This is a genomic window from Xenorhabdus sp. PB61.4, from assembly GCF_963894935.1.
GTDB lineage: Bacteria > Pseudomonadota > Gammaproteobacteria > Enterobacterales > Enterobacteriaceae > Xenorhabdus > Xenorhabdus stockiae.
In genome coordinates, this window is the sequence record NZ_CAWQJR010000068.1 from 1 (window position 1) to 14,037 (window position 14,037).

The following is a 14,037-nucleotide window of genomic DNA, read 5'->3' on the forward strand; positions in this document are numbered from 1 at the left end:
AGATATTTCTTAATTATATGATTTTAATTTTTTATAATCAGTAAAGTGATTTTTTGTACAGGTTACACAATGGTATGTTTTTAGGTCTGAAAATATCATAATCGGGCGTTAGGTTAAAATGCCCGATTATGATTGCACGAGAATAAATATTCAGAATAAGCTTACTGATTCGAGTTAAAAGTTTCTGTCATTTTTTCAATTTGTTCCTGAATATCTAACCATTCCACTTCAATATCTTCCAGTTTGGATTTAGTATTATTCTGTTGATATAGGCATTCGGTTAATTCCGTTTTCCGATCATTTTCATATATTGTGTTATCTGACAGCTTTTCTTCAATATTTTCCAGCTCTGTACTTAAATTTTCCATCTGCTTTTCAAGAATGGTCAGCCGCTTACGTAATGGTTGTGTTTGGCTGCGGAATTCTGCTTCACGTCTTTTTTGATCTTTACGCTCCTGCGCACTGTAATTCTGGGCGTTATTGGTAGATGAATCAGTACCGGCCGCGTTTTTTTCTTCCTGACTTTCACGCAACTGTTGACGCTGTAATTCTGTCAGCCATTGTTGGTAGTCTTCAAGATCCCCTGTGAAAGCTTCCACTTTGCCATCATGTACCAGATAGAGTTCATCAGTGGTAGAACGCAGTAAGTGTCTGTCATGGGATACCACTACAAGAGCGCCATCGAAATCGATCAGAGCTTCAGTCAGTGCCTGTCTCATGTCCAGATCAAGGTGGTTGGTGGGTTCATCCAGTAGCAGAAGGTTCGGGCGTTGCCAGACAATCAGGGCAAGTACCAGACGCGCTTTTTCCCCGCCGGAAAAACGGGCGCTCGGGTCAGTTACTTGGTCTCCTTTGAAACCAAAACCGCCAAGATAATCCCTCAGCTGCTGTTCTGATTCCTGTGGTGCGAGTCTGGCTAAGTGCTGTAAAGGCGATTCGTCCGCACGCAGGAATTCCAACTGGTGCTGGGCAAAGTATCCCAGTTTGATACCTTTGGCTAACGCGATCTCCCCTTGCTGTGGTGCCAGTTCGCCAGCCAGTAATTTGATAAGGGTTGATTTACCCGCCCCGTTACGACCTAGCAGACCAATGCGTGAACCCGGAACCAGATTTAATTTGATCGAGTCCAGCACGGTCTTGTCACCGTATCCGGCACTGATTTTTTCCATGTTCAATAGCGGGTTTGGCAGGCTGTCCGGCTTTCGGAAGCTGAAACGGAAGGGGTTATCAACATGGGCTGGCGCAATCAGCTCCATGCGTTCCAGCATTTTGATCCGGCTTTGTGCCTGTTTGGCTTTGGTGGCCTGAGCACGGAAACGGTCAATATAGCTTTGCAAATGGGCCACTTTTTCTTGCTGGCTTTGGTACAGAGCCTGTTGTTGGGCAAGTTTGGCAACGCGTTGCCGTTCAAAGGAAGAGTAGTTACCCGTATATTCGAATAAATTTTGTTGTTCGATATGCAGAATTTTATCGATGATCGGGTCGAGAAAATCCCTGTCATGGGAGATCAGAATCAAAGTGCCTGTGTAGCTTTTCAGCCACTTTTCAAGCCAGATTACTGCGTCCAGATCAAGGTGGTTAGTCGGTTCATCCAGCAGCAGCAGGTCAGAGCGGCAAATCAGTGCCTGAGCCAGATTGAGGCGCATACGCCAGCCACCGGAAAATGAACGGACAGGCTGTTCCAGTTGTGTCTGAGAAAAGCCCAGCCCATGCAACAAGCTGGCAGCGCGGGAGCGGATTGTCCACGCCTGAATAGTATCCAGTTGGCCGTGAAGGTGGGCGATAGCGTGGCCGTCATTCTGTTCATTGGCTATTTTCAGCTTCTGTTCCAGTTGGCGGAATTCGCGATCACCGTCGATTACATATTCAAGCGCTGAAATTTCCAGAGCGGGCGTTTCCTGATTTACCCATGCCAGAGCCCAATTACCGGGAAATGTCACAGAGCCATTTTCAGCCTGAAGTTCACCTTTCAGTAATGAAAGCAGAGTTGATTTGCCACAGCCATTTTTACCTACCAGTCCAACTTTCTGGCCGGGATTGATGGTTGCGCTGGCATTGTCCAGCAGAACACGGATGCCTCGGCGGATTTGCAGAGAAGAAAAAACAATCATGATGTTGTCTGTATAGAGTATGTTAAGTTAATAATTACATTGTATCTGTTCGTTTCGTTGTTTCGATAGTCTGGCGTGCATGGTAGCGGAAAATAGGTGACCTGACACGTCCTGAGGGGGGATTGATGATATTGTCATCTCATGTTTTACCGCCCAGGGTATTGCTGTTGTATATCCATCCGGAACCGCAGGGTTCTGTGGTGAATAAGGTGTTGCTCCAGACGGTTCGGGAGCTGGAAAACGTCACTGTTCACGATCTGTATGGCTGTTATCCTGACTTTTTTATTGATGTTCCGGCAGAGCAGAAGCTCTTAAGTGAACATCAGATCATTGTGTTTCAGCATCCTCTTTATACTTATAGCTGCCCTGCTTTATTGAAAGAGTGGATGGATCGCGTGTTAAGCCGTGATTTTATTGGCGGCACCGAGCCGATGCTGAGAAATAAATACTGGCGCTCTGTTATCACGACGGGAGAGCCTGAAGGTGCTTTTTGCAGCAGTGGGCACAACCGTTATTCGATGGAAGAAATTCTCCGGCCTTTCGAATTGGTTGCTTCGATGTGCCATATGCACTGGCTGTCCCCGATGATCCTCTACTGGGCCAGACGTCAGCCACCTGAGGTGCTTGTCAGTCATGCTAATGCTTATTGGGAATGGCTTAAAGCGCCACTGTCTTTGGGAGGGCTTTAATCATGGAGACTTCAGCGCTGTTAAGCGCCGGAATATTGTTTCTGTTTGCTGCTGTTGTCGCTGTTCCTCTGGCTCAGAAGTTCAGAATCGGAGCCGTTCTGGGATACCTGCTTGCCGGGATCGCACTTGGCCCATGGGGAGCCGGGCTTATCAAGGATGTCGGTGAGATCCTCCATTTCTCTGAGCTTGGTGTCGTTTTTCTGATGTTCATCATTGGTCTTGAACTGAATCCAGCAAAACTCTGGCAACTCAGGCGTTCTATCTTTGGTGCCGGTACGGTGCAGGTTGTGCTGACTGCGCTGGTTCTGGCCTCATTTCTTTGTCTGACAAATTTCTCATGGCAGGCTGCTGTTATCGGCGGTGTGGGGCTTGCTATGTCGTCAACCGCGATGGCGCTGCAATTAATGCGGGAAAAAGGCATGGCAAATAACGAAGGCGGGCAACTTGGTTTTTCTATTTTGTTGTTTCAGGATATTGCGTTAATTCCGGCTTTAGCTTTGATCCCGATACTGGCGGGTGGTACGGCTTCCGGTGACTGGTATCGTATCGGCCTTAAAATTATTGCCTTTGCCGGTATGTTGTTGGGTGGTCGCTATTTATTACGTCCTTTATTTCGTTTGGTGGTGAAATCCGGTGTCAGAGAGGTGTTTACCGCTGCTGCGCTGCTGGTTGTTCTTGGTGCAGCGGTTTTTATGGAAACACTGGGTTTTTCGATGGCTCTGGGGACGTTTATTGCGGGGGTGTTGCTTGCTGATAGTGAGTATCGCCATGAGCTGGAAATTTCCATTGAACCCTTCAAAGGATTGTTGCTGGGGCTGTTCTTTATTTCTGTTGGTATGTCATTGAATATTGGTGTGCTGTTGAGCCATTTGCCAGATGTATTGCTTGCTGTTTTGGCTCTGGTGCTGACAAAAAGCTCCATATTGTATGTTATTGGCAGAATTTCTGGATTGGGAAATTCATTGGGTATTCAGCTTTCCGGGGTGTTAAGTCAGGGGGGAGAATTCGCCTTTGTTTTATTTTCAGCTGCTCTTGGAGAGAAGGTGTTAGATAAGAACCAGATGTCATTTTTGTTGGTGGTGGTGACATTATCGATGATGACAACACCGCTGGTGATGACATTAGTCGATCGGATATTAACCGGTCGTTACAATAGACAACCAGAAAGCAATGAAACACCTTTTGTGGAAGATAACGCTCCACAGGTTATTGTGGTGGGTTTTGGTCGTTTCGGGCAGGTTGTCGGGCGGCTTTTAATGGCAAATAAAATCCGTATCACTGTGCTGGAACGCGATGTCAGTGCAATCAGTACGCTGCGCCGTTATGGTTATAAGGTGTATTATGGTGATGCAAGTGAGCTGGAGCTGCTGCGTTCTGCGGGAGCTGACAGAGCTAAAGCGATTGTCATTACCTGTAATGAGCCGGAAGATACCATGACTATTGTCCGATTATGCCAGCAACATTTTTCTCACCTGCATATCACTGCACGAGCAAGAGGGCGCTTTGAAGCCCATGAACTGTTGCAAAGTGGTGTACAGGATTTTAGCCGGGAAACATTTTCAAGTGCGCTGGAAGTCGGGAGAAAAACCATGATCGGGCTGGGTATTCATCCTCATCGTGCCTATCGTGCCCAGCAACATTTTAGGCGTCTGGATATGCGCATGTTGCGTGAGCTGATGCCTCATCTACAGGGCGATGTGGCGCATATATCCCGTGTCAAAGAAGCCCGTCGGGAATTGGAAGAGTTATTTGAACGGGAAATGCTTAATGAACGTCGCCAGCCGGAAGGCTGGGATGAGTGATGATATGAAATAATTAACAATAATAACATCGCAGTATATGAAGTAATGGGGGAAAGTATGTCTGTCAGTCGTAAGCGTTTTATTGCAGGAGCCGTTTGTCCGAAGTGTCAGTCACAGGATACTTTGGCCATGTGGCAGGAGAATAAAGTGGATGTTGTGGAATGTGTCAGTTGTGGGCATCTTCAGCGGCAAACTGATGAATCTGTAACGCCCCATGTCAGAGATCAGGAGCAGGTTATCGGTATTTTTACGCCGAAATAACTGAACTAAGTTACAACAGGTAATGGATAAATTTTTTCATTACCAGATACAGTGAAGTAGAATTCCGGTACAATCAGTGGCATTTTTAGTCGTAACGTAAGAATTTTCCCTCACGTTTTTACCCGGGTATTGTAGGAGATGTCATGAAAGTAGCAAAAGATTTGGTGGTCAGCTTGGCTTATCAAGTAAGAACAGAAGATGGTGTTTTAGTTGATGAGTCCCCGGTGAGCGCACCGTTAGACTATCTGCATGGCCGTGGTTCCCTGATCAGCGGTTTAGAGAAATCACTGGAAGGTCGTGAGGCTGGTGAGCGCTTTGACGTAAGCGTTGAAGCTGACGATGCATATGGTCAGTATGATGAAAATCTGGTTCAGCGCGTACCAAAAGATGTTTTTGTTGGCGTTGAAGAATTAGAAGTGGGTATGCGCTTCCTGGCTGACACTGATATGGGGCCAGTACCTGTTGAAATTACCGCTTTAGAAGGCGATGACGTTGTTGTTGATGGTAACCACATGCTGGCTGGCCAGAACCTGAAATTCAACGTTGAAATTGTTGCGGTTCGTGAAGCAACAGAAGAAGAACTGGCTCACGGTCACGTGCATGGTCAGGGTGGTTGTGGCGATCACGATCATCAGCATGATCACGAAGGCCATAGCTGCTGCGGCGGAAGCTGCCACTAATTTTGGCAGGAAAAAAGGGAAGCTGACAGGCTTCTCTTTTTTACGGTCTGCCCCGGACTTTGCTGGCAGGTATTAACGCTGGTCAGTCATGCAGGGGCGTCCCACGAAGTCGGCTCTTAATAGTGCGGAGGGGGTGTTTCTTCTGACATTGGTGCGATAATTGATGACTGGTGGGTTTTCAGTCGTTCGGCCATTAATTTTAGCTGCTCTTTCAGTCTATCTATTTCTACCTGCTGCTTTCTAACTTCTTGGTTTAATTCTTCAATGGTCATTTCCTGATAGGCCAGTTTAGTTTCCAGTTGCTCAAATCTTTGTTCAAAGCTGGATAATTCCATTATTTCCCCTCTTATCTTTGTTTGTTGTTTGTTCATTTAATTTCATGGTGAAATGATTATTCTAATCGGGTTGATACTATAATACCGGTGGCCTGATGCCTATACCCTTCGTCTTTCAAGTTGCCTCTTTGTTGGCTGCGCTCACTCACCCCGGTCACAGTTTTTATAAACATTCGGTTATCTATGCTCCCGGGGATGAGTTCTCTTGCCGCCGCGATGCAACTCGAAATCCATTGGGTATAAACCTTTTGGCAAAGGTGAGGGCAGAGAAAAAAGAAGAAAAAACGGGATAAGTAAAAAGCTTTTGATATCAATATGCTGCTAATCTTTTTCAGGCCAATGTATAGCAAATATTGTTATTGGTTTTAGTAGGCAGTTATAGTACATGTGGTTGCATGATTTTTGCTGATGACAAATTCAGTCAAATTTATTGGAGAATATGATGAAATCATTCTTAAAAACAACTTTGTTAGCAACTACACTGGCAATGACATTCGGTGTACCTTATGTAATGGCTAATGAAGCAAAAGCCAGCGATGAAGTGAAATTGAATAAAGCTTTCAAGACCGCAGAACAGCAGAATTCTTATGCGCTGGGAGCTTCCATTGGTCGTTATATGGAAAAATCTTTAGAGGAACAGAAAGCTCTGGGTATCGATCTCGATAAATCTCAGGTTATGTCTGGCTTTGGAGACGCAATAAATAATAAAAGCAAACTGAATGATAGCGAAATTCAGCAGATCCTCAGTGAGTTTGATGCAAAAATCAGGGCTTCTTTACAAGTTAAAATGGAAAAAGAAGCGAGCGAAAATAGCGAAAAAGGAAATAAATTCCGGGAACAGTTCGCTAAGGAAGCCGGAGTAGTCAAAACTAAATCAGGTCTTTTGTACAAAGTTGAACGTGAAGGAACGGGCAAGACTCCTACATTAACCGATACTGTCATCGTGAACTACAAAGGTTCTTTGATTGACGGGAATGTGTTTGATAGCTCCTATGACCGGAAAGAGCCTCTGTCTATCCCTCTGAATAGCGTTATCACAGGCTGGAAAGAAGGCCTTCAACACCTGAAGAAAGGTGGAAAAATGAAGCTGGTTATTCCACCTGAGTTAGCTTATGGTAAAAATGGTGTACAGGGAATTCCGGTTAACTCAACTCTGGTCTTTGAAATTGAATTGCTGGATATTAAACCTAGCGCGAAAACAAAATAATTTTCATCGTAATTAATACGTGATTTTATAACAGGGGCTATCATGCCCCTGTTTTGTTATGAGAATATTTACTTCGACTTGATAAGTTATAAAGATTAAATATAGAAAATGAGTTTGACCACTTATTATTTTCTACGGTATTAAATAGAATAACTTTCTCATATATCAGGTGTATTCGAACACTAAGCTGTGATAAAGCCGAATGGTCTGCCCAGCGAGAACTTGACGATAATTTAATGTAGTTTTAACGTCATTATTCTGGATAGAATACAGCGTATTAAAAATGTTTTCTGCTAAGTGCGGTTATAATAAATCTCTCCCTGATGTTTTGGTGAGGCGGAGTCTAAGCTTGAAGGATGGTGTATTACATGTCTACCCCGTTATTTTCTGGTGAAAAAATATCTGGTGATAAAATATCCGGTGATACCAGCGATATTGATTTACTGGAAAATCAACCGTTCAGTGAAACGGATCATGAAATCTTAAAGTCTTATGAAGCGGCAGTTGATGGCCTGGCTATGCTGATTGGTGGGCATTGTGAAATTGTTCTTCATTCACTGGAAGACCTTAAATGTTCAGCTGTCAGAATAGCTAACGGAGAGCATACCGGTCGTCAAATCGGTTCTCCTATTACCGATCTGGCATTGCGGATGCTGCACGATATTACTGATGAAGACTCTTCTGTTTCCAGAGCCTACTTCACAAGGGCGAAAAGTGGCGCATTGATGAAATCTGTCACTATTGCTATTCGCAATCGTCAGCGTCGGGTTATCGGGCTTTTGTGTATAAACATGAATCTTGATGTTCCTTTTTCTGAAATTATTCAGACTTTTATCCCTGAGAAAACTCACGACGTTTCTTCAAACGTCAATTTTGCTTCTTCCGTGGATGATCTTGTTGCTCAGACACTGGAATTCACTATCGAAGAAGTGAATGCTGATCGCAATGTTTCCAATAATGCCAAAAACAGGCAGGTTGTTCTGAACCTTTATGAGAAGGGCATTTTTGATATCAAAGATGCGATTAATCAGGTCGCTGACCGCCTGAATATCTCCAAGCATACGGTATACCTCTATATTCGCCAGTTTAAAAACGGTGAATGTGCACATCCGGAGAAGTAATGTTGCCACTGTCTTACTGCTTACTGGTAACCGGGCCGGCATACGGGACTCAGCAAGCCAGTAGTGCCTATCAGTTTGCTCAGGCACTTATTGCCTCTGGTCATAAATTGCATAGCGTGTTTTTTTATCGTGAAGGCGTCCAGAACGGTAATCAGCTGACTGCACCTGCCAATGATGAAGTTGATCTTGTCAGGGCGTGGCAGTCATTGGCTATTCAGCATCAGTCTGAGCTGTTTATTTGTGTTGCAGCCGCGTTACGACGCGGTGTTGTGGATGAACAGCAGGCAAATGAACTGGATTTGAGTTCTGCAAATCTCGCCGATGGTTTTGAACTCAGTGGCCTTGGTTCTTTGGCTGAGGCCATGATGCTGTGTGATCGCGTAGTACAATTTTAAGAGTACGATGGCTTAATGGCACAGGGTTAGGGGCATAACAGGAAGACATTCATAATGAAAAAAATCGCCTTCATTTTTACTGAGGCCCCCCACGGCTCTTCTGCTGGTAGAGAAGGGCTGGATGCACTGCTTGCAACATCAGCACTGACGGAGCAGGTCGGCGTATTCTTTATTTCTGATGGAGTACTTCAGCTGCTGTCCAACCAGCAGCCGGATAAAATCCTGTCACGTGACTATATTTCAACATTTAAGATTTTACCTCTGTATGACATTGAGAAATGCTATATCTGCCTGGAAGATCTGACGGTTAGAGGATTTACTCCAGAAGATGATTTTATTCTGGACGCTGAATTTCTCTCGGCTGCGGCAATCCGGCAAATGCTGGCGGGCTACGATGTTGTGTTGAAATTTTAATCTACTTTGGAGAGATGACATGTTATATACTGTTAGATGCTCACCTTATCAGAATGACTTCAATGCAATACTTGGCTTGATCACTGATGCAGATGATGTCCTGATGCTGCAAAATGGGGTATTACTGGGTGTTAATGGCAATCCCTATTTGGCTGAGCTGATTCACACGGGGGCGGGTATCTATGCCTTACAGGAGGATCTGGATGCCCGAGGGCTTACGGAGCGGGTTTCAGAGCATGTAAAGATGGTCAATTACAATGGCTTTGTCAGTTTAACGGTGAAACATCAGCAAAGTTTAAGTTGGTAAATATTCCGCTTTTTTTCCGCAGATATTGCCTGTGATCATTCAGTTAATAAATCAGTGGCCTGTGAACTTTTTAGTGCGCTGACAGAATACTGACAGATACCAACATATAGAAAGACTGTATATTTCTTGACACCTCGTCAAGTCAGCAATAAAATTCCGCGTCCTCTCGTTTTGTCATCATGGCTGACAGAGGGTAAAATCCGTGTTTACGAAGCAAAAAAACCAGGAGTTTTTTTAATAATGGCTACTATTAACCAGCTGGTTCGCAAATCTCGTAGCTCGAAAGTTGTGAAAAGCAACGTTCCTGCTCTGGAAGCTTGCCCGCAAAAACGTGGCGTATGTACTCGTGTATATACTACCACTCCAAAAAAACCAAACTCAGCACTGCGTAAAGTATGCCGTGTTCGTTTGACTAACGGTTTCGAAGTGACTTCTTACATCGGTGGTGAAGGCCACAACCTGCAAGAGCACTCCGTTATCCTGATCCGTGGCGGTCGTGTTAAAGACTTGCCAGGTGTGCGTTACCACACTGTTCGCGGTGCACTGGACTGTTCCGGTGTTAAAGACCGTAAACAAGGTCGTTCTAAGTACGGTGTGAAGAAGCCAAAGGCTTAATGGGTCTCCGTTAAGTAAGGCCAAACATTGTTCACTTTAAATGTCAAAATAAACTCGTAGAGTTTTGGACAACCCTGAAATTCGAAACGGAGTATTTCCATGCCACGTCGTCGTGTAATTGGTCAACGTAAAATTCTGCCAGATCCAAAGTTCGGATCAGAACTGCTGGCCAAATTTGTAAATATCCTGATGGTAGACGGTAAAAAGTCTGTCGCAGAAGCAATCGTATATGGTGCGCTTGAGACCCTGGCTCAGCGTTCCGGTAAAGAACATCTGGAAGCATTCGAGCTGGCACTGGATAACGTGCGCCCGACTGTGGAAGTTAAATCCCGCCGTGTAGGTGGTTCTACCTATCAGGTTCCAGTTGAAGTTCGTCCGGTCCGTCGTAATGCTCTGGCAATGCGTTGGATCGTTGATGCTGCTCGTAAACGCGGTGATAAGTCTATGGCTCTGCGCCTGGCGAATGAATTATCTGATGCGGCTGAAAACAAAGGCGCTGCTGTTAAGAAACGTGAAGACGTTCACCGTATGGCAGATGCTAACAAGGCGTTCGCACACTACCGTTGGTAATCCATTTTTTTGGAATCCATCGGCAGTAATATGTTCTGGGTAGCTGCGGCTGCCCGTTCTCCAAATTGAAGAACGCCCACGAGAGAGGAAAAAATGGCTCGTCAAACACCTATAGCACGTTACCGTAATATCGGTATCAGTGCCCACATCGACGCCGGTAAAACCACAACTACTGAACGTATTCTGTTTTACACAGGTGTAAACCATAAGATCGGTGAAACTCACGAAGGTTCAGCAACGATGGACTGGATGGAGCAGGAGCAGGAGCGTGGTATTACCATTACCTCCGCAGCGACTACTGCATTCTGGTCTGGTATGGCTAAACAGTATGAGCCACACCGTATCAACATCATCGACACCCCGGGCCACGTTGACTTCACTATCGAAGTAGAACGTTCTATGCGTGTTCTTGATGGTGCAGTAATGGTTTACTGTGCAGTTGGTGGTGTTCAGCCTCAGTCTGAAACCGTATGGCGTCAGGCTAACAAATATAATGTTCCACGCATCGCGTTCGTTAACAAAATGGACCGTATGGGTGCGAACTTCCTGCGCGTTGTTGAGCAGATCAAAACTCGTCTGGCAGCTACCCCAGTTCCTCTGCAACTGGCTATTGGTGCAGAAGATACCTTCACTGGTATTGTTGACTTGCTGAAAATGAAAGCAATCAACTGGAACGAAGCTGATCAGGGTACTACCTTCACTTATGAAGATATCCCGGCTGACATGGTTGAACTGGCTCAGGAATGGCATCAGAACCTGATCGAATCCGCAGCAGAAGCATCAGACGAACTGATGGACAAATATCTGGGCGGTGAAGAGCTGACTGAAGAAGAAGTCAAGGCAGCTCTGCGTAAGCGTGTTCTGGCTAACGAAATTATCCTGGTTACCTGTGGTTCTGCATTTAAGAACAAAGGTGTTCAGGCAATGTTGGATGCAGTTATCGAATATCTGCCAGCGCCAACTGACGTTGAGTCTATCAAAGGTATGTTGCCGGATGGCAAAGATACCCCAGCAGAACGTCATTCAAGCGATGACGAGCCATTCTCTGCACTGGCGTTCAAAATCGCAACTGACCCATTCGTGGGTAACCTGACGTTCTTCCGTGTTTACTCCGGTGTTGTTAACTCTGGTGACACTGTACTGAACCCGGTTAAAGACAAGAAAGAACGTTTTGGCCGTATCGTTCAGATGCACGCCAACAAACGTGAAGAAATCAAAGAAGTCCGTGCAGGCGACATCGCTGCTGCTATCGGTCTGAAAGATGTAACTACTGGTGACACTCTGTGTGACATGTCTTCTCCAATCATTCTGGAGCGCATGGAATTCCCAGAGCCAGTTATCTCTGTTGCTATCGAGCCAAAAACTAAAGCTGACCAAGAAAAAATGGGTATCGCTTTAGGCCGTCTGGCACAAGAAGACCCATCATTCCGCGTGAGCAGTGATGAAGAGTCTGGTCAGACTATCATCGCAGGTATGGGTGAACTTCACCTCGACGTACTGGTTGACCGTATGCGTCGTGAATTCAACGTTGAAGCGAACGTAGGTAAACCTCAGGTTGCTTACCGTGAAACTATCCGTGCTTCCGTTGAGCAGGAAGGTAAACACGCTAAACAATCCGGTGGTCGTGGTCAGTACGGTCACGTTTGGCTACGTATCGAGCCTATGGAAGCTGGTGGCGCTGGTTACGAGTTCGCGAACGAAATCGTTGGTGGTGTAGTTCCTAAAGAATACATCCCAGGCGTTGACAAAGGTGTTCAGGAACAGCTGAAGAGCGGTGTTCTTGCAGGTTACCCAATTGTTGACGTTAAAGTTGCTCTGTTCGATGGTTCTTACCATGACGTTGACTCCTCGGAAATCGCCTTTAAAATTGCCGCATCCATGGCATTTAAAGAAGGCTTCATGAAAGCGAAGCCAGTTCTGCTGGAACCAATCATGAAAGTCGAAGTGGAAACACCAGAAGACTACATGGGTGACGTCATCGGTGACCTGAACCGTCGCCGTGGTATGATTGATGGTATGGATGATGTGGCTACGGGCAAAATTGTTCGTGCTCAAGTACCATTATCTGAAATGTTTGGTTATGCTACTGACCTGCGTTCTCAGACCCAAGGTCGTGCTTCTTACTCTATGGAGTTCTTGAAGTACAACGAAGCGCCTAGCAACGTCGCTCAGGCTATTATCGAAGCTCGTAAAGCTAGATAAGTTTTCGAGTTTACTATCTTTTTGGCTCCCTCATCATTTGTGACGGGGGAGCGGTATTAAGGAATAGAGTCGTGTCTAAAGAAAAGTTTGAACGTTCCAAACCGCACGTTAACGTTGGTACTATCGGCCACGTTGACCACGGTAAAACTACCCTGACTGCTGCAATCACCACCGTTCTGGCAAAAACCTACGGCGGTAACGCACGTGCATTCGATCAGATCGATAACGCACCAGAAGAAAAAGCACGTGGTATCACCATCTCTACTTCTCACGTAGAATACGATACCCCAACTCGCCACTACGCGCACGTTGACTGCCCAGGCCACGCCGACTATGTGAAAAACATGATCACCGGTGCTGCTCAGATGGACGGTGCAATTCTGGTTGTTGCTGCAACTGATGGCCCAATGCCACAGACTCGTGAGCACATCCTGCTGGGTCGTCAGGTAGGCGTTCCTTACATCATCGTGTTCCTGAACAAATGTGACATGGTTGATGACGAAGAGCTGCTGGAACTGGTTGAAATGGAAGTGCGTGAGCTGCTGTCTCAGTACGACTTCCCAGGCGACGACACGCCAATCATCCGTGGTTCTGCTCTGAAAGCGCTGGAAGGCGACGCAGAGTGGGAAGCGAAAGTTGTTGAACTGGCTGAAGCACTGGATACTTACATCCCAGAACCAGAGCGTGACATTGACAAGCCATTCCTGCTGCCAATCGAAGACGTATTCTCCATCTCCGGCCGTGGCACTGTTGTAACGGGTCGTGTTGAGCGTGGTATCGTTAAAGTTGGTGACGAAGTTGAAATCGTTGGTATCAAAGATACTGCGAAAACAACTTGTACTGGCGTTGAAATGTTCCGCAAACTGCTGGACGAAGGCCGTGCGGGTGAGAACGTTGGTGTTCTGCTGCGTGGTACTAAGCGTGACGAAATCGAACGTGGTCAGGTACTGGCTAAACCAGGTTCAATCAAGCCACACACTACTTTCGAATCTGAAGTATATATCCTGAGCAAAGATGAAGGTGGCCGTCATACTCCATTCTTCAAAGGTTACCGTCCACAGTTCTACTTCCGTACAACTGACGTAACCGGTACTATCGAACTGCCAGAAGGCGTTGAGATGGTAATGCCAGGTGACAACATCAACATGATCGTTACTCTGATTGCTCCAATCGCAATGGACGAAGGTCTGCGTTTCGCAATCCGTGAAGGCGGCCGTACTGTTGGTGCTGGTGTTGTTGCTAAAGTGATCGCATAATTTTCTTAATGTGTTCATTTTGGAAGGGCATCGATAGATGCCCTTTTTATACGTTGTCTTAAGAAGAACCTA

At 45.8% G+C, this 14,037-nt stretch carries 15 protein-coding genes; 13 read left to right on the forward strand and 2 right to left on the reverse strand.

Features of this window, described 5'->3' with window-relative positions:
- Nucleotides 1–161: 161 nt before the first annotated feature.
- Nucleotides 162–2,111 carry an ABC transporter ATP-binding protein gene (locus tag AACX68_RS04875; RefSeq protein WP_228858468.1) on the reverse strand — a complete coding sequence of 650 codons (1,950 nt, stop codon included), beginning with the start codon at nt 2,109–2,111 and terminating at the stop codon, nt 162–164.
- Nucleotides 2,112–2,236: 125 nt separating this feature from the next.
- On the opposite strand from AACX68_RS04875, the gene kefG reads away from it, so the two are divergent.
- From kefG to slyD, 4 genes are all read left to right on the forward strand, one after another.
- The gene (kefG, locus tag AACX68_RS04880; RefSeq protein WP_099120251.1) at nt 2,237–2,800 is read left to right on the forward strand and encodes a glutathione-regulated potassium-efflux system ancillary protein KefG; all 564 of its coding nucleotides are present in this window, start codon (nt 2,237–2,239) and stop codon (nt 2,798–2,800) included.
- A 2-nt stretch (nt 2,801–2,802) separates the two neighbouring features.
- A complete protein-coding gene (gene kefB, locus AACX68_RS04885) occupies nt 2,803–4,602 on the forward strand; it encodes a glutathione-regulated potassium-efflux system protein KefB (RefSeq protein ID WP_228858469.1) in 1,800 nt (599 codons plus the stop codon).
- Between the two features lie 57 nt (nt 4,603–4,659).
- The gene (locus AACX68_RS04890; RefSeq protein ID WP_099120249.1) at nt 4,660–4,863 is read left to right on the forward strand and encodes a YheV family putative zinc ribbon protein; all 204 of its coding nucleotides are present in this window, start codon (nt 4,660–4,662) and stop codon (nt 4,861–4,863) included.
- A gap of 143 nt (nt 4,864–5,006) precedes the next feature.
- On the forward strand, nt 5,007–5,543 hold the full coding sequence (slyD, locus tag AACX68_RS04895) for a peptidylprolyl isomerase (RefSeq protein WP_099109211.1): 537 nt from the start codon (nt 5,007–5,009) through the stop codon (nt 5,541–5,543).
- Between the two features lie 116 nt (nt 5,544–5,659).
- Here the strand turns inward: slyD and AACX68_RS04900 are convergent, their stop codons facing one another.
- On the reverse strand, nt 5,660–5,878 hold the full coding sequence (locus AACX68_RS04900; protein ID WP_099109210.1) for a SlyX family protein: 219 nt from the start codon (nt 5,876–5,878) through the stop codon (nt 5,660–5,662).
- Between the two features lie 442 nt (nt 5,879–6,320).
- Between AACX68_RS04900 and fkpA the strand changes: the two genes are divergently transcribed.
- From fkpA to tuf, 9 genes are all read left to right on the forward strand, one after another.
- Entirely contained in the window at nt 6,321–7,085 is a 765-nt protein-coding gene (gene fkpA / locus AACX68_RS04905; protein WP_228858470.1) for an FKBP-type peptidyl-prolyl cis-trans isomerase, read from the forward strand.
- Between the two features lie 368 nt (nt 7,086–7,453).
- Nucleotides 7,454–8,206, forward strand: coding sequence for a helix-turn-helix transcriptional regulator (locus AACX68_RS04910; RefSeq protein ID WP_228858471.1), 753 nt, complete (start codon nt 7,454–7,456; stop codon nt 8,204–8,206).
- Nucleotides 8,206–8,601, forward strand: coding sequence for a sulfurtransferase complex subunit TusD (gene tusD, locus AACX68_RS04915; protein WP_228858472.1), 396 nt, complete (start codon nt 8,206–8,208; stop codon nt 8,599–8,601). The genes AACX68_RS04910 and tusD overlap by 1 nt, the downstream gene beginning before the upstream one ends.
- Nucleotides 8,602–8,655: 54 nt before the next feature.
- Complete coding sequence (tusC, locus tag AACX68_RS04920; RefSeq protein ID WP_228858473.1) at nt 8,656–9,015, forward strand: sulfurtransferase complex subunit TusC; 360 nt, start codon at nt 8,656–8,658, stop codon at nt 9,013–9,015.
- A gap of 19 nt (nt 9,016–9,034) precedes the next feature.
- Nucleotides 9,035–9,322 carry a sulfurtransferase complex subunit TusB gene (gene tusB / locus AACX68_RS04925; RefSeq protein WP_099125329.1) on the forward strand — a complete coding sequence of 96 codons (288 nt, stop codon included), beginning with the start codon at nt 9,035–9,037 and terminating at the stop codon, nt 9,320–9,322.
- Nucleotides 9,323–9,562: 240 nt separating this feature from the next.
- Entirely contained in the window at nt 9,563–9,937 is a 375-nt protein-coding gene (rpsL, locus tag AACX68_RS04930) for a 30S ribosomal protein S12 (protein ID WP_038269449.1), read from the forward strand.
- 99 nt (nt 9,938–10,036) lie between these two features.
- Nucleotides 10,037–10,507, forward strand: coding sequence for a 30S ribosomal protein S7 (rpsG, locus tag AACX68_RS04935; protein WP_099109204.1), 471 nt, complete (start codon nt 10,037–10,039; stop codon nt 10,505–10,507).
- Nucleotides 10,508–10,600: 93 nt separating this feature from the next.
- Entirely contained in the window at nt 10,601–12,709 is a 2,109-nt protein-coding gene (fusA, locus tag AACX68_RS04940; RefSeq protein WP_228858474.1) for an elongation factor G, read from the forward strand.
- Nucleotides 12,710–12,780: 71 nt separating this feature from the next.
- Complete coding sequence (gene tuf, locus AACX68_RS04945; protein WP_228858475.1) at nt 12,781–13,965, forward strand: elongation factor Tu; 1,185 nt, start codon at nt 12,781–12,783, stop codon at nt 13,963–13,965.
- Nucleotides 13,966–14,037: the final 72 nt, after the last annotated feature.